We start from the raw sequence: 15369 nt of genomic DNA on the forward strand, positions 1-15369 counted from the left end.
AATGCCGGGACGCGGTAGCCGGGTGGGGACGGGAACGGGGCTCGGGACAGCCAGGGGTGACGGAGCGACTGGAGTTCCGGAGCAGCTGGAGGGACGGAGCGGCTGGAGGGACGGAGCGGCTGGAAACGGAGATCGGCCCGCCCCCAACCGGGACGGGCCGTGTTCTGTCTCGTTCGTGCCGGTTTCCAGGGTCAGCACCGGTCACGTGTCGTTACCCTTCCGACGCGCCTTGTCGATCCTGCGGCGGAGCTTACGACAGACGTGGCGAGCTCGGTCGCGGTCGTCGCGGGCGTTCCACCAGCGCGCGTAGGCTTCCAGTCTTCTTTTGCGCAGGGACTCAAGCTCGGCCTCCATCCGGTTCACCCGGTGCTCCAGGTCGATGCGCTCGCGTTCGAACGACGACATGTCACGCTCGTGGAACCCTGCCTCACGTTCGGCGCTGACCAGCCGATCCGTGAGGCCCTCGGTGACGTTTCCGCCCCGGGCGATCCGGCCGACGCCGGCTTGTCCGCTGATGCCTTCGAACCACACAGTCTCTGGTCTTTCCGGAAACAGCCCATCATCACCGATGGCTACGCAAAGAATACGGAAAGTGGCAAAAAGGACTTTTTGGCTATGCTTCGCTTGCCTTCCTCGAACCGCCCCCACGGGTCGGCACCAGGGAGCCGCGACGACCCCGCTCGCCGACGACGCCGGCGGCCCCGCCCACGCGAAGCAGGCGACCCACGCGCACCGGGCGGACTGGGCGGAACTGACCCGTCTTCGCCCGGGAACCGGGTATCGGACGGCTCCGATCGAGAGGGCGCTCGGGACCGATTGACGGACGGCCTGTGCCCTCGCTCCCTAACGTGGCACTATGTCCGTAATTGGTCTAGACCGGACAGGAGCAGTAACCCGTGCCTGACTCTCCCCACCCCGACGTCCCCTCCCTGCTGCCGCGCCCCCAGAAGGTGGAGGCCTCCGGGTTCGACGGCCTCACCCTCACCGCGGCCACCCGTGTCTCGGCCGACCGCGCGGCACGGGGCACACTCACCTGGCTCCAGCGCGAACTGGGCGCCGCCACCGGCCTGCCACTGGCCACCGGCGACGAGGAGAACGCCCAGATCCGTCTGAGCGTCGACCCCGGTGCCGGACTCGGCCGGGAGGGCTACCGCCTCATCATCGACTCCGAGGGCGCGATCGTGGTCGGCAACGAGCCCGCGGGCGTGTTCTACGGGGCGCAGACGCTCCGCCAACTGCTGCCCCCCGACGCCTACCGCACGGCACCCCTGGGCAGGGCCGAGTGGCGTCTGCCCGCGATCAGCATCACCGACGCCCCCCGCTTCCGCTGGCGCGGCGCCATGCTCGACATCGCCCGCCACTTCCAGCCCAAGCGCGAGATCCTGCGTTTCATCGACCTGCTCGCACTGCACAAACTCAACGTGCTGCACCTGCACCTGACCGACGACCAGGGATGGCGGGTCGAGATCCGCCGCTACCCCAAGCTGACCGAGGCAGCCTCCTGGCGCACCCGGAGCCAGCTGGGGGTCTCCAAACCGCCCGTGTTCGACAACCGCCCGCACGGCGGCTTCCTCACCCAGGACGACATCCGCGAGATCGTCGCCTACGCCGACGCCCGGCACGTCGCGGTGGTCCCGGAGATCGACGTCCCCGGACACTCCCAGGCGGCCATCCACGCCTACCCCGAACTCGGGGAGGCCGGCGAGATCCCGGTCGGCACCCAGTGGGGCGTCTTCGACGAAGTCCTCGCGGTCACCGACAACGTCCTGGAGTTCTACCGCAACGTCCTCGACGAGATCCTCGAACTGTTCCCCAGCACGTACGTGCACGTGGGCGGCGACGAGTGCCCCAAGACCCAGTGGCGGAACAGCGCCTCGGCCCAGCAGCGCATCAGGGAGGAGGGCCTGGCCGACGAGGACGAGCTGCAGAGCTGGTTCATCCGCCAACTGGACGACCACCTCACCAAGCGCGGCCGCCGTCTGGTCGGCTGGGACGAGATCCTGGAGGGGTGGCTCCTGGAGGGGCAAGGGGAGCAGGAAGCCCAGGAGAGGCAGGAGACACGGAATGGGGGTGACGCGGCCGAGGGCAGGGGCGGGCGTCGGGCGGGTCTGGCCCCGGGCGCCACGGTGATGTCCTGGCGCGGTGAGGAGGGCGGAATCGCGGCCGCCCGCGCCGGACACGACGTGGTCATGGCACCCACCGCCACCTCCTACCTGGACTACAAGCAGTCCGACAGCCCGGACGAGCCGGTCCCGGTCGGCACACTGCTGCGCTGGGAGGACGTGTACGCGAGCGAACCCGTCCCCGCCGGCCTCACCGAGGAGGAGGCCCGGCACGTCCTGGGCGCCCAGGTCAACCTGTGGAGCGAGCACATCGACAGCCAGCGCAAGCTGGACTACATGGTCTTCCCGCGCCTGTCGGCCTTCGCGGAGAAGGTCTGGTCCGAAGGCGAACGCGACCACACGGAGTTCGAACCGCGACTGCGCACCCACCTGGAGCGCCTGGACGCCGTAGGTGTGGAGTACCGACCGCTGGACGGCCCCCGGCCCTGGCACACCAGGCCGGGTGTGCACGGCTGGGGTTACTACCCGGACGGGTCGGAGTGATCGGAGGGGCGGAGGGACCGGAGGGTTTGGACGGGTCGGACGGAGAAGGTCCTGAACGGGGCCAGGCTGCAGGCTGGCTCTGGCTTCCCGGACAGGCCCTGGTCGCACGCCGAACAGGGCCTCCGGTGGTCAGCCGCGCCCCGGGCGGGGAGCGCGACGGGCTGGCCCGGACGTAGACGTGCACCAGAAGTGGTTGTCCACGGCCCCGCCCGTCCGGAGTGGCCACACGGGCGGGGCCTGGTGTCTCCTTGCTCCTGGGGTGCGGGGCACCGGGCAGGCGGGTCGTTGTCAGAAGTACGTCGCGATCATCTCGACCACGCGGTACCCGTCGTCCACGACCGGGATGACCTGCCAGCGGTCGAAGGCCGTGCACGGGTGGGAGATCCCGAAGGACAGCAGGTCGCCGGGGCGTACCTGGAGCCCTTCGGGGATGTTCAGGTAGGCGTGGTGGTCGTTGAGGTTGGTGACCTCGACCCCGTCCGCCGGAACCGCGGTGCCGTCGGACCTGCGCAGCACCCTCGGGACGGGGAAGCCCTGGTCGTGGTTGGCCTCGCGTCGACCCATCCCGGCGATGGCCAGCCCCTCCTCCGGGGTGGAGGTGACCTGCGCCCACAGTTCCAGGGCACCGGCCAGCGCGTCCCCGCCCTCCGGCATCCGGTTGTAGGGGGTGGTGCGCCGGTACAGGCCGTCGTCGTGGGCGACGTAGGCGCCGCTACGCAGAACCGGGAGTACGTCCGAGCGACCGCCGATCACCTCCGCGACCACGTCGAACCAGGCGCTGCCGCCCACCGACAGCACCGGGCGTTCCAGTCCGTGTTCGGCGGTGAGCGCGGCGGCGTCACCCAGGAGGTCGCCCAGGAAGCCGCGAACCCCCTCCCCGTCGCTCAACGGCCCCTCGTAGCCCGCCACCCCGGCCAGTTCCAGGCCCGGGGCCCGCACGGCCTCCCGGGCCACGCCCAGGAGCGCTTCCCTGGTACGGCACCCGGTGCGGCCGCCCGGGACGCCGCGCTCCACCATCACCCGGAGCGGGCGGCCGCCGTCGCGTTCGACGGCCTGGGAGGCGGCTGCGACGCCCTCGGGTGAGTCGACGTAGAACAGGAAGTCGAAACCGGGGTCGGCGTCGAGTTCGGCCGCCGCCCAGCGCAGGACCTTCGGGTCGAGGAGTTCGTTGGCCAGCAGGATGCGGTTCACCCCGAACCGGCGAAAGTCCAGGACCTGGTTGGCGGTGGCGGCGGTGATGCCCCAGGCGCCCGCGTCGAGCTGGCGCTGGGTGAGCACCGGGGACATGGCGGTCTTGCCGTGCGGGGCGAACAGGAGCCGGTGCCGCTCGGTGAAGTCGGCCAGCGCCGCGAGGTTGCGGTCCAGCGCGGAGGCGCGCAGGACCATGAGCGGCCAGGTGAACGGTCCGGTGAACAGGTGGTCCCCGCGGGCGGCGAACTCGTCGAGGGTGACGGGGTCTCCCGGCCACCACAGGCCCTTGGTTCGCCAGTCAACGAGTTCGGTGGGGATGGACAGCCGGTCGTTCACGTGGCCTCTGCTTCCTGTCCGAACCGGCACAGGCGGCCCGTAGGCCACCCGAAACCGGGTGTGTTTCGGGTTGGTTCGCCCATGATCCTCCCATTGGGTGGTCCCGAAAACACCCCTTCGGGCGGCCCGAAGGGAGAGGACTCAGTGGGAGACCGGATCCCGGCCGTGCGCGCGGGCCGCCTCCGGGGCCCTGACTCCGAGGAACTCGTCGATGACCCGCTGACCGACGTCCGGGAGGTCGGTGATGAAGCCGTCGACCCCCGTGTCGAGCGCCCGGACCATGGCCTGGGGGTCGTTGATCGTGTACGGCATGATCTCCAGACCCGAGGCGTGGACGCTGTCGACGTACTCGGCGTCGATGGTGGTGTGGTTCGGGTTGATCATGTGCGCCCAGTCGAACTCGTCGATCCGGTCCTGCGGAACACGCCCGAGCAGGGCGTGCGGGACGGACGGCAGAAGACCCTTGGAGAGTTCGACGGAGTCCCAGTCGAAGCTCTGCACGACGAGGCGGTGGGGTTCCTCGGGCGTGTTGGGGACCAGCCAGTGCGGACGCCTGGCCAGTTCGACGGCTATCTGGTGTTCGATGCCCGGGTAGAGCTCGGGTTCCTTGACCTCCAGGAGGAGGTTCATGTCGAACGCGTGGAGGCGGTCCAGCGCCTCACCCAGGAGCGGGACGGGCTCGCCCTCGAACTCGTCACCGAAGAAGGACCCGGCGTCGAGTCGGCGGATCTCCGCCAGGGTGAAGTCGGCGACCTCGTACGGGGCCCGGTCCGGAAAGACCTCGGCGACGTCGGTGGTGCGGTCGAGACTGGTGTCGTGCATCAGGACGAGGTGGTCGTCCGAGGTGAGCTGGACGTCCACCTCCACGGTCCGGGCACCGAGGCGATGGGCTTCGTCGATGGCGGCGAGGGTGTTCTCCGGGGCGTACCCGGAGGCGCCCCGGTGGGCGACTGCGAGGAGGGGGCGGGACGACGGCGGTTGCTGGGGCAGAGGGGTGCTTGCCCTGAGGCTCACCCTGACTGAGGTCTGGCCCGCCTTCTCGGGGGCGGTGGCCCCGAAGGTCGGGGCCGCGAGCGCGGGGCCCGCGACGACGGCCAACGACAGTGATACGGCTCCGACTACGAATCCGATGCGATGGTGCACCGGGCCTCCCAAGTACGCGTGGACTGGCCGACTGCAACCTCAGGGTGAGCGCGTTTGGTGACCACATGGTGACCGTGCGCGGAGCAGACGGTGATCCGCCGCCCATCTTCTGGTGGCCTAGAACCCACCGATCAGTCTCACCCTATGCATGCCATTGATTACTTCATGTCCGATTTTTGACTGGATGACCCTCGATAATTACCGAGAGTCCTGGAAGCATCACAAGTAGTAGTCGATGGGAAGGAGCCCGTATGCGCAAGCACCACACGAGGTGGGTCGCGCTCTGCAGTGCCGCCACCATCTCCACAGCCGGACTGGTCGGCATCGCCGGGCCCGCTGCCGCGGACGACAAGGAAACGCGGACGTTCAGCTGGCCGGTGGTCCGGCAGGGGGTGTCCACGTACAGCGTCGACGGCTACGAGATCACCTACCTGCCCGCCGGCCTGGAGCGGTACGGCATCAACGCCGCGTCCACGACGGACCGTCAGGGGAACAGCCGGTCCCAGCTCTCGTGGACGCAGGGACCCGACCAGCTGTACGGCAGGGTGGCCGTACTGCGCTCGGAGCGCCTCCAGGACCTGGACTCCCTGCGTGAGAGCCGGTACAGCCACCTGTCGGAGAGTTCGCTGGAGGAGTTGGAGCCCAGCGAGTCCTTCGAGCACGGCGCCTACCTGTCCGAGGAGACCGGTGACCTGTTCTGGCTGGACAGCCCCGGAGTGGCACTGACCACCCATCTCCAACCGGACCGCTGGGAGAGCTCCGAACTGGTAAAACTCGCCGAGGCCGTCTCAGTGGAGGGGACCCAGGAAACCGGGGAGAGCGGGAACTCAGCGGAGGAGGCGGAGACGGAGGGGACCGAGGAAACCGAGGCTGCTGAGGCTGAGGAAACCGAGGTACCCGAGGAGGCTCCCGCCGAAGAGGTCCCCGTTGAGGAGGTCGTCGACGAGACTCCGGCGGAGGAGGCCCCCGAGGAAGCCCCGGTCGAGGAGGCCCCCGAGGAAGCCCCCGAGGAGACTCCGGCGGAGGAAGCCCCGGCCGAGGAAGCTCCCGCGGAGGAGACCCCGGTCGAGGAAGCTCCCGTGGAAGAAGCTCCGGTCGAGGAAGCCCCGGCGGAGGAAGCCCCGGTCGAGGAGGCCCCCGAGGAGACTCCCGCAGAGGAGACTCCCGCAGAGGAGACTCCGGCGGAGGAGGAATCCGAGGAGGTCGTCGACGGTGACGAGGCGACCCCGGTCGGAGACACCGAGGAGGAGACCGCTCCCCCGGCGGAGGCCGACCTCCCCGCGAACGCCTCCTCACGTGAGGTCAAGACCTGCCTGACCGAGCACTTCGTTGACTTCAGCTCCGGAGAGACCGGCCTCGACTCGGCGGAGATGACCGAGACCAGCGGAGAGTTCGTCGAGAGGGCCCTGTCCGCGAACGACCTCGACGACGCCGAGCGCGACCGCCTGCTGGCCACCGTCTGGTACTACGGACACGAGGACGACAAGGTGGCCGCCACCGACGCCTGCGCCCAGAAGTTCGACATGGAGCGCAGCGAGGTCGAGGACGTGATCGCCGAGATCTCCGACCTCATCGCGCAGGTGGTCCAGGACGCCAACGAGAGCATGGCCAACGCCGTGGACGAGGTCGAGAAGGCGGCCGACGAGACCGAAGCGCCCACCGAGGCCGTCACCGACCCGGTTGACGCCGAGGAATGGGGCGAACTGTGGGACTCCCTGCCGTGGAGCTTCCCCGTCGAGACTCCCTAGCCTGAGAACTCCCCGGGTCGCATGACCAGAGCCCGGTCGTGGCCGAACAGCGGCTGCGACCGGGCTTTCTGGTGCTCATTCCAGCGAACCCCGGAAACAGTGACCAAAGGCCTGAATCCCCCGAAAACTCAACATCCAGAACAAGCCATGCTGTACCGTCGCCCTCGTTCGGCCGGTGCCCACCGGCGCCGATCCCGACGCACGTACGCCCCGGTGCGACACCCCGGACCGGTGGCGGCCCGCCCTTCCCCCACTCGCAGGAGGACCACCCCCCATGCCCGGCTTCACCACCAGACCCGAACTACGCGGCGACTTCGGCATGGTCGCCTCCACCCACTGGCTGGCCAGCGCCACCGGCATGTCCGTCCTGGAGCGCGGCGGCAACGCCTTCGACGCCGCCGTCGCCGCGGGCTTCACCCTCCAGGTCGTCGAACCCCACCTCAACGGCCCCGGCGGCGAGGTCCCGGTCCTCTTCCAGGCCCGCGGCGGCGCCCCGCGCGTCCTCTGCGGGCAGGGGGTCTCCCCCGCCGCCGCCACCATCGGGGCCTTTTCCGGCATGGACCGCATCCCCGGCAGCGGTGTCCTGGCCGCCACCGTCCCCGGGTCCTTCGACGCCTGGATGCTGCTCCTGCGCGACCACGGCACCATGACCGTCCGCCAGGTCCTCGACCACGCCATCGGCCTGGCCGAACGCGGCTACCCCGTCCTGGACCGGATCGCCGCCGCGGTCGAAGCCCTCGCCCCCGTGTTCTCCCGGCACTGGGCCGGGTCCGCCGCCCTCTACCTACCGCACGGGGCCGCTCCCGCAGCAGGCTCCCGGCTGCGCAACCCGGCCCTCGCCGCCACCTACCGCAGGATCGTCTCCGAGGCCGAGACCGTCGGCGGCGACCGTGAGGCCCAGATCGAGGCCGCCCGCAGCTCCTGGTCCCAGGGGTTCGTCGCCGAAGCGGTCGGCGCCTTCCTCTCCTCACCCGTTCCCAACGGCCTCGGCGAACCCCAGCAGGCCCTGCTGACCGCCCAGGACATGGCCGACTGGAGCGCCACCTACGAGGATCCCGTCAGCGTCACGCACGGCGTCCACACCGTGCACAAGACCGGCCCCTGGGGGCAGGGCCCCGCCATGCTCCAGCAACTCCGCACGGCCGAGGTCCTCGGGATCGGAGCGGACGTCCGGGAGGGCGTCAGCGCGGACTTCGTGCACCGGGTGACCGAGGCCGCCAAACTCGCCTTCGCCGACCGCGAGGCCTGGTACGGGGACCCCGACTTCACCGACGTCCCGCTCCGGGAGCTGCTCGGCCCCCGCTACGCCGCCGAGCGCTCCCGCCTGGTCGACGACGCCCGCGCCTGCCTCGACCTGCGTCCCGGCTCCCCCGGCGGCCGCGCCCCCTTCGAACCGCCGTCGTACCTGCCCGGGGACGCCCCCGGCGACCGCACCACCGGCGAGCCGACCGTCCGCAACGCCGCCGGATCGAGCCAGGCGGACCTGCGAGGCGACACCTGCCACCTGGACGTGGTGGACGCCGACGGCAACATGGTGTCGGCGACCCCCAGCGGCGGCTGGCTCAGCAGCTCCCCGGTCATCCCCGAGCTCGGTTTCCCGCTGGGCACCCGGGCACAGATGTTCTGGCTCGACCCCGCGTCCCCGAACGCCCTCTCACCGCGCCGCCGCCCCCGCACCACCCTCTCCCCCACCCTGGTGTGCCGCGAGGACGGGGAGGCCGTCCTCGCGATCGGCACCCCCGGCGGTGACCAGCAGGACCAGTGGACCACCACGGCCCTGCTGCGCGTCCTCAACGGGGTCGACAACCTCCAGGAGGCCCTGGACGCCCCGATGTTCCACACCAACGCCTTCCCCAGCTCCTTCCACCCCCGGGAGACCGTACCGGGCGACCTGGTCGTCGAGCCGCGTGTGGGTCGGGACGTCATCGCCGAGCTCTCCCGGCGCGGCCACCGGGTGCAGGTCGCCCAGGACTGGTCCCTGGGACGCCTGGCCGCCGTCGCCCGCGATCCGGAGAGCGGTGAACTGCGGGCGGCCGCGGATGCTCGGGGAAACCAGAACTACGCGTCCGGCCGCTGAACCGAAGGAAGACGGAAAGCGCATACAAGCCCCCTCCCGTTCGACAGGAGGGGGCTTTGTGGCGGGCTGTGGTTGCTTGCATGGCTTGGACGGACCTCTTGCCAAATCGGCCGGTCACTGCTTATGTAGACCTGTGCGACGGGACACCCGGCCCGAAGGCCGTGGACTGACCGTCACAACTCGATACCTCCGAAGGGTCGACCACCGCTGTCTCCCCCTCCCTCAGCGGCGACCCTGTCCCCCCTCCTGACCGAGGCCTGCCTTCCCCTCCCGGCGGTTTTTCGGACAAGGAGAAAGAAGGGCCGTGGTTCCACCTCCCCGGTGGCGCCACGGCCCTTTTTCGTCCTCGGGTACCGGGTCAGGTGTGCACGCGCACCGCACCCGCGTAGTTGGCGGTCCGCACCGGGGTGACGCGCACGTCCAGACCGGTCCGCGGCGCCTCCAGCATCTGGTCGTCGCCGAGGTAGATGGCCACGTGTGAGATGTAGTCGGGTGCGGTCGGGTCCGAACGCCAGAACAGCAGGTCGCCGCGCCGCAGGTCGTCCCACTCCACCCGTTCGCCCGCGTTCCACTGGTCGTGCGTGACGCGTGGGATGTCCACGCCCGCCTCGCGGAAGGCCCACTGGAGCAGACCGGAGCAGTCGAAGCCGACGTCGGGAGTGGTACCGCCCCACACGTAGGGCACACCCAACTGGGTCTCGGCGTTGGCGATGACCTGCTCGACCACCGACGAGGACACGGTGTCCCCGTCGGTCATGGGTTCGGGGGCATCGGCGACGAGCTGGAGCGAGGTCTCCTCCCCCAGCACCTCCCCGAGTTCCTCGTACAGTTCCATCAGGTCCGCGTCGGGCGCGGAGACGACGATCGCGTTGCCCTCGGGCATGCCCAGTTCCCGGGCGGTCGCCCGGGAGACGAGGGCGTCGATCCCGGCGATGCCGGAGGTCGCGTGGGTCCACACCTCCAGGGGCACCTCGCCGCGGCCTCCCGCGACGGTGACGTCCTCGCCGATCTCCAGTTCGCGTTCGGTACCCGCGTCCTTGGAGAGTGCGACGCGGCCCGCGGCGACGCCCTGCCAGACCTCGTCGGACTCGGCGGAGGGTTCGGGGGCGTGGTTCCGGAAGCTGGACGGGTTGACGCCGAGCACCGACGTCGGTTCCCCGTCGACCTCCACGCGGGCGGCGTCGACGGTGAGGACCCGCTCGACCCCGTCGATCCCGCGGACCGCGTCGACGGCCTCCCGGGGCAGGGTCCGGGGGGCCACCGCGAAGTACTCGACGGAGCGCGCCTCGCGGAAGGGCGCGACGTAGGCGTCCCGTTCGAGTTCCGCTACGTCCGCGGTGTCGGGGGTTTCGGTGGCGGTGGTTTCGGTTTCGGGGCCCGTGGTCCGGGGCGCGGAGCCGCTGGGTGCGGCGGCTCCGGGCGAGACCTGTTCGGCCAGGGGCGGGCGGTCCTCGACGACGGGGGCTGCTGTCGCGGGGGTGGCCCCGAAGGCCGTGAAGGCGACCGCGAAGGCGGCCGTGGTTCCCGCACATGTTCTGAGACGGTTCCGCACGGGGGTCGATCATCCTCTCTGTGGCCGCGACGGGCGGGGGAAGCGCTGCGGCGCACGGCCTTCGATGACATGGTCCGCGTTTAAGAATGGGCGTACGCGGAGGAGTTTGCAAGAAGCCCTCGCCGTCCGATATCCGACGTCCACCCGGCAGCCGCTCATCCGTTTCCCCCGGGCTCACGGTGCGTGACCGCGCTGCCGGTCGCCGGGTCACAGGTCGGCGTAACAGTCCGTCACCGACACCGAGAGGGGGAAGCGCACCGGGGTGTCCCCGAAGAGGATCCTCCGGGTCCGGATCTGCGCCCTGTCGATCGCCCGGACCGCCTCCTCGGCGAGGTCGGCGGGGACGTGCAGGACGACCTCGTCGTGCACGAAGAAGACGATCCCGCCGCCCTCCGGGGTCTCGGGGAGTTCCTGCCGGAGCGCGGCGAGCAGGACGAGTGCCCATTCGGCGGCGGTGGCCTGGACGACGAAGTTGCGGGTGAACCGGCCGTGCGCGCGGCGTCTGCGGTCCCCGTCGGCCGCCGCGACGGTGGACGCCCAGTCCCCGGGGGCGGGCGAGGTGCGGCCCAGCCAGGACCGGACGATACCGCCGCCCTCCCCGGTGCGGGCGGCGGCGTCCACGTACTCCAGGGCGTGGGGGTAGAGGCGGCGCATGGTGGCCAGGAGGGGCGCCGCGTCACCCGAGGTCTGTCCGTACATGGCGGCGAGCAGGCCGATCTTCGCGCGTTCGCGGTCGCCGCCCACGTGCGCGGCCAGCCGCGCGTACAGGTCCTCCTCCGCGGCGGCGGCCGCGAGGGCGTCGTCACCGGAGACGGCGGCCAGCACCCGCGGTTCGAGCTGGCCGGCGTCGGCCCGGACCAGGACCCAGCCGGGGTCGGCTCGCACGGCGCTCCGTACCGACCTGGGGATCTGGAGGGCGCCGCCGCCCCTGGTGGCCCAGCGCCCGGAGACCACCCCGCCCACCACGTAGTCGGGTCGGAACCGCCCCAGCCTCGGCCCGTCCGCCGTTCCGCCGCCGGGCAGCTCCCGCACCCAGGTCTCCAGCCAGGCCCAGCCGTTGGCCGAGTACAGGCGGGCGAGTTCCTTGTAGCGGAGCAGCAGCGGCACCAACGGGTGGTCGACGCCCTCCAGGACCCAGGACCGGGTGGACGCCACGGGGTGGCCGACCCACGCCATCGCCCTGAGCACCTGCGCGGGGGAGTCCGGGTTGACCTCGTGGCCGACGACCTCGCTGATCTGCGCCGCGAGGTCGGCCAGGACCGGCGGCCGCTGGCCGGGGCGCGGGCGGGGCCCGAGGATCCCGGTGAGCACCCGGTCGTGGATCTCGGGGCGCCAGGGCAGCCCGTCGTGGCTCATCTCCACGGCGGCCAGGGCACCGGCCGACTCGACCGCCGCGAGGAGAGCCATGCGTTCGGGCGAGGGGAGTCCGGCGGTCCGTCCGCGCTGGTCGGCGTGGACCTCCACCAGGGCGTCGAGCCGGTCGGTCCCCGGCGGCAGGGTGGAGCGGTCGGCTTCGAAGAGCGCGGGCTGGGCGGCGGTGCCCTCCCCGAGCGGTCGCACGGGGTCGTCGGGGACCGGCAGGTCGTGCAGGCGGGCCCAGGCCGCCCCCAGCGAGTGGGGTTCGGTGTGCCGTGCCCGGTATCCCAGCAGGAGCGCCTCGGTGAGGGCGGCGTCGTGGCAGCGCGCCACACGCACGCCGGCCCGTACCAGGTCGGGGTAGAGGTCCCCGGTGTCCGCCCAGACCCAGCGCGGGGGCTGGTCGCCGGAGTGTTCGGCTGCGCGTACCGCCGCCGCGAGGTCGTCCACCCGGCGCACCGGAGCGGGCGGGGTCCCGTCACCGAGCTCCCGCAGCCATCCTCCGCCGTCCCCGTCGGAGACCACCGCGATCCGCATATCCCCAGTCTCCCCCCAGGCACCGACAGACGGGCGGCGCCGGGGTGCGCGTCGGGGCGGTCGGGCCCCGGCTGACGCGTACGGGCCGTGCCGGGTCCCGTACCCCCGTGCGGGGCCCGGAGCCCTGGGCCCCGGGCCCCGGGTGCGCTACCTCCCGGGCCGGACGACGTTGGCGAGCGGCTCGCCGGCGGCCCAGCGGGCGAGCTGGGCGTCCATGAAGGCCCGGGCGCGCGGATAGAAGGCAGCGGAACCGCCCGCCACGTGCGGGGTCAGGTACACGCCCGGGGCGTCCCACAGCGGGTGGTCCACGGGCAGCGGTTCGGGGTCGGTGACGTCAAGCGCGGCACGGACCCGGCCGTTCTGGGCGAGCAGGGCGCCGGTGTCCAGGACCGGTCCCCGGCCGACGTTGACCACGAGGGCGTCGTCGCGCAGCAGCGCGAACTCGGGCGCACCGAACAGGCCCCGCGTGTCCTCGGTGAGCGGTGTGACCAGCACGACGACGTCCGCGTCCGGCAGCAGTGCGGGCAACTCGCCGACGCCGTGCACCCCCTCCTCCGGGCGGGCCCGGCTCGCCACCCGGAGCACGTCGGTCTCGAAGGGCAGCAGGCGCCGCTCGATCGCCCGGCCGATGCTCCCGTAGCCGACGATCACCACCCGCGAGTCGGCCAGGGAGCGCTGCGGGACCGAACCCCAGCGGTGTTCGCGCTGGTCGATCGCCCACCGGGGCAGGTCGCGCTGGGCGGCGAGGATGAGTGCGAGCGCGTGCTCGGCGGTGCTGGCGTCGTGCAGTCCCCGGCCGTTGCACAGGGTGACGTGGTCCGGGAGGAGCCCGAGGACCTGTTCGTACCCGGCCGAGACCAGCTGGAGGACCCTCAGCTCCGGCATCCGGTCGATGATGTCGAGCCGTTCGTCCACGCCCTGGGTGGAGGGAGTGTAGGGCACCTGGTAGAAGGTGACGTCCTCCAGGCCCGCGCCGGGGGCCGGTCCCCCCGCGTAGAGGTCGACGTGGAGTGCTTCGGGGGCGTTGTCCCTGTTCTGCTCCCACTGCACCAGTGCTCGGCCGCCCATGTCCTGCGTCCTCCCTCTGCTCAGCCTGTGTCAGGCGCCACACTACGGGCACGGGCGGTCCGGGGCCCCGACGGCGACGCGCAGCGGGGCGTGTTCACCGGGCGCGTCCGAGTTCGTAGCAGGCAACGGCCGCGGCGGCGGTGACGTTGAGGGAGTCCACGTCGCGGTCGGCCATCGGGATGTGCACCCGGGAGGTGGCCCGCTCCAGCCAGCGGGAGGACAGGCCGTCGCCCTCGGTGCCCAGCAGCAGGCCCACCCTGGCGTCGGCTCCGAGGCGGTCCATGGCCTCGCGGATCGGCAGCGAACCCTCGCCCGGGGTGAGCGCCATGAGGTCGAACCCGGCGTCGCGCAGTGTGTCCAGGCCGCCGTACCAGTCGTCGAGGCGGGTGTAGGGGAGGGTGAAGACAGCACCCATCGACACCTTCACCGACCTGCGGTAGAGCGGGTCCGCGCAGCGCGGGGCCAGGACCGCGGCGTCCACCCCCAGCCCGGCGGCGCTGCGGAAGATCGCGCCGACGTTGGTGTGGTCGACCAGGTCCTCCAGCACGACGATGCTGCGGGCGCCGACGAGGGTCTCGTCGAGCCCGGGGAGCGGCCTGCGGTGGTAGGCGGCGAGGGCGCCCCGGTGCAGGTCGAAGCCGACCAGGCTCTGCGCGGTCTCCTCGCTCACCACGTACAGCGGCGCGCCGGAGGCGGCGACCACGTCGTCCAGGGCCTCGGCGCGGCGTTCGGTGAGCAGGAAGCTGCGGGGGCTGAAGCCCGCGGTGGCCGCCCGGCGGATCACCTTGTCGCCCTCGGCCATGAACAGGCCGTGTTCGGCCTCCAGGTGGCGGCGCAGGTTGACGTCGCGGAGCCGGGTGTAGTCGGCCAGACGCGGGTCGGTGGGGTCACTGACCCTGATGGCATCCATGGTCAGCGATTATCCCGTGCCCGAGGTGGTGCCGGAACAGGGGTGGCGCCGGGACGGCCCCCGCCCGGGAGGGGCCGAATCAGCCGAGCTGTTCGGTGACGGCGCGCAGGCGCTGCCAGCGGGCCTCCTCGCAGGAGCCCTTCCGGGAGAGCGTGGTCTCGATCTCCTCGCCCTCCCAGGTGCCCTCGATCGCGGCCTCCTGGGGGCCGTACACCTTGTCGGTGCAGACCGTGCCCTCGCGGACCTCGGTGAACAGCAGGCTTCCGGGCGTCTCGGCCCCGGTACCGCCGTCCCCGGTCGCGCCCTCGTCGGCCGTCGGGTCCTCGGCGAGCTCCTGCGCGGCCTCGGCCATCATCGCGCAGGGCTCGGGGTCCTCCGCGAGGTTCCCGGTGCAGTTCAGGGTCTGGACCCAGGCGCGGTCCCGGTCGCTGACGTGGATGCGCAGCTGCCCGACCGGGCCTGCGCCGCCAACCTCCTCGGGCTGTTCGATGACGCTCCCGAGCACCTCCGGGCTGGCCGCGTTCGTGGTCTCGACGTCCGGCGGCGGCAGCATCGACGGCCCGACCAGCACGGCGTAGGCCGCAGCGCCGGCGCAGCAGGCTCCGGCGAGCAGCACGGTGCCGAGGCTGCCTCGGCTCCGTCGATCACTGTGCGAATGGGACATGCCATAACCCTCGGGGGTCGATTGCTCACAGGGGCCGTCCGCCGCGTGCGGCGCCCTTCTTCGTGGGGCGCCCGCCAAGCGGACGTCATGTATCGGTCAAGCGAATACCGGGGCAATGGTAGCCGGGAGTGAGTAGTGGTACCGGACGTGCACCGTAACAAAGAGATCACCGACACCTCCG

General features: G+C 71.7%; 11 protein-coding genes. 3 read left to right on the top strand and 8 right to left on the bottom strand.

The window, feature by feature from the left end; genetic code table 11:
• Nucleotides 1-201: 201 nt before the first annotated feature.
• Entirely contained in the window at nucleotides 202-531 is a 330-nt protein-coding gene (locus AC0VYD_RS19335) for a hypothetical protein (protein ID WP_475476879.1), read from the bottom strand.
• A gap of 365 nt (nucleotides 532-896) precedes the next feature.
• On the opposite strand from AC0VYD_RS19335, the gene AC0VYD_RS19340 reads away from it, so the two are divergent.
• Nucleotides 897-2606, top strand: a complete 1710-nt coding sequence (locus AC0VYD_RS19340) for a beta-N-acetylhexosaminidase (protein ID WP_475476880.1) — start codon at nucleotides 897-899, stop codon at nucleotides 2604-2606.
• Nucleotides 2607-2894: 288 nt separating this feature from the next.
• Here the strand turns inward: AC0VYD_RS19340 and AC0VYD_RS19345 are convergent, their stop codons facing one another.
• Entirely contained in the window at nucleotides 2895-4133 is a 1239-nt protein-coding gene (locus AC0VYD_RS19345) for an alanine racemase (RefSeq protein WP_475476881.1), read from the bottom strand.
• A 141-nt stretch (nucleotides 4134-4274) separates the two neighbouring features.
• Complete coding sequence (locus tag AC0VYD_RS19350) at nucleotides 4275-5276, bottom strand: glycerophosphodiester phosphodiesterase (protein ID WP_475476882.1); 1002 nt, start codon at nucleotides 5274-5276, stop codon at nucleotides 4275-4277.
• Nucleotides 5277-5527: 251 nt separating this feature from the next.
• On the opposite strand from AC0VYD_RS19350, the gene AC0VYD_RS19355 reads away from it, so the two are divergent.
• Nucleotides 5528-7024 (top strand): hypothetical protein, encoded by a 1497-nt coding sequence (locus tag AC0VYD_RS19355; protein WP_475476883.1) that lies wholly within the window; start codon nucleotides 5528-5530, stop codon nucleotides 7022-7024.
• A 274-nt stretch (nucleotides 7025-7298) separates the two neighbouring features.
• Nucleotides 7299-9101, top strand: coding sequence for a gamma-glutamyltransferase family protein (locus AC0VYD_RS19360; protein WP_475476884.1), 1803 nt, complete (start codon nucleotides 7299-7301; stop codon nucleotides 9099-9101).
• Between the two features lie 358 nt (nucleotides 9102-9459).
• Here AC0VYD_RS19360 and AC0VYD_RS19365 read toward each other — a convergent pair whose 3' ends face one another.
• The 5 genes from AC0VYD_RS19365 to AC0VYD_RS19385 all read right to left on the bottom strand — a co-directional run bounded on the left by AC0VYD_RS19365 (nucleotide 9460) and on the right by AC0VYD_RS19385 (nucleotide 15188).
• Nucleotides 9460-10653: a C40 family peptidase gene (locus tag AC0VYD_RS19365; RefSeq protein WP_475476885.1), complete on the bottom strand. Its 1194-nt coding sequence runs from the start codon at nucleotides 10651-10653 to the stop codon at nucleotides 9460-9462.
• A gap of 207 nt (nucleotides 10654-10860) precedes the next feature.
• Nucleotides 10861-12546 carry a bifunctional 3'-5' exonuclease/DNA polymerase gene (locus AC0VYD_RS19370; protein ID WP_475476886.1) on the bottom strand — a complete coding sequence of 562 codons (1686 nt, stop codon included), beginning with the start codon at nucleotides 12544-12546 and terminating at the stop codon, nucleotides 10861-10863.
• A 147-nt stretch (nucleotides 12547-12693) separates the two neighbouring features.
• Complete coding sequence (locus AC0VYD_RS19375; protein ID WP_475476887.1) at nucleotides 12694-13614, bottom strand: 2-hydroxyacid dehydrogenase; 921 nt, start codon at nucleotides 13612-13614, stop codon at nucleotides 12694-12696.
• 94 nt (nucleotides 13615-13708) lie between these two features.
• Entirely contained in the window at nucleotides 13709-14524 is an 816-nt protein-coding gene (locus tag AC0VYD_RS19380; protein WP_475476888.1) for a TrmH family RNA methyltransferase, read from the bottom strand.
• 79 nt (nucleotides 14525-14603) lie between these two features.
• Nucleotides 14604-15188, bottom strand: coding sequence for a hypothetical protein (locus AC0VYD_RS19385; RefSeq protein WP_475476889.1), 585 nt, complete (start codon nucleotides 15186-15188; stop codon nucleotides 14604-14606).
• Nucleotides 15189-15369 lie beyond the last annotated feature (181 nt).

The sequence above is a fragment of the Nocardiopsis sp. iso_40 genome, from assembly GCF_056173285.1.

What these genes read in the sequence shown, in the direction of transcription:
- AC0VYD_RS19355 (WP_475476883.1), top strand. Translation starts at nt 5,528, where the DNA reads ATGCGCAAGCACCACACGAGGTGGGTCGCGCTCTGCAGTGCCGCCACC.
- AC0VYD_RS19360 (WP_475476884.1), top strand. Translation starts at nt 7,299, where the DNA reads ATGCCCGGCTTCACCACCAGACCCGAACTACGCGGCGACTTCGGCATG.
- AC0VYD_RS19370 (WP_475476886.1), bottom strand. Translation starts at nt 12,546, where the DNA reads ATGCGGATCGCGGTGGTCTCCGACGGGGACGGCGGAGGATGGCTGCGG.
- AC0VYD_RS19375 (WP_475476887.1), bottom strand. Translation starts at nt 13,614, where the DNA reads ATGGGCGGCCGAGCACTGGTGCAGTGGGAGCAGAACAGGGACAACGCC.
- AC0VYD_RS19380 (WP_475476888.1), bottom strand. Translation starts at nt 14,524, where the DNA reads ATGGATGCCATCAGGGTCAGTGACCCCACCGACCCGCGTCTGGCCGAC.
- AC0VYD_RS19385 (WP_475476889.1), bottom strand. Translation starts at nt 15,188, where the DNA reads ATGTCCCATTCGCACAGTGATCGACGGAGCCGAGGCAGCCTCGGCACC.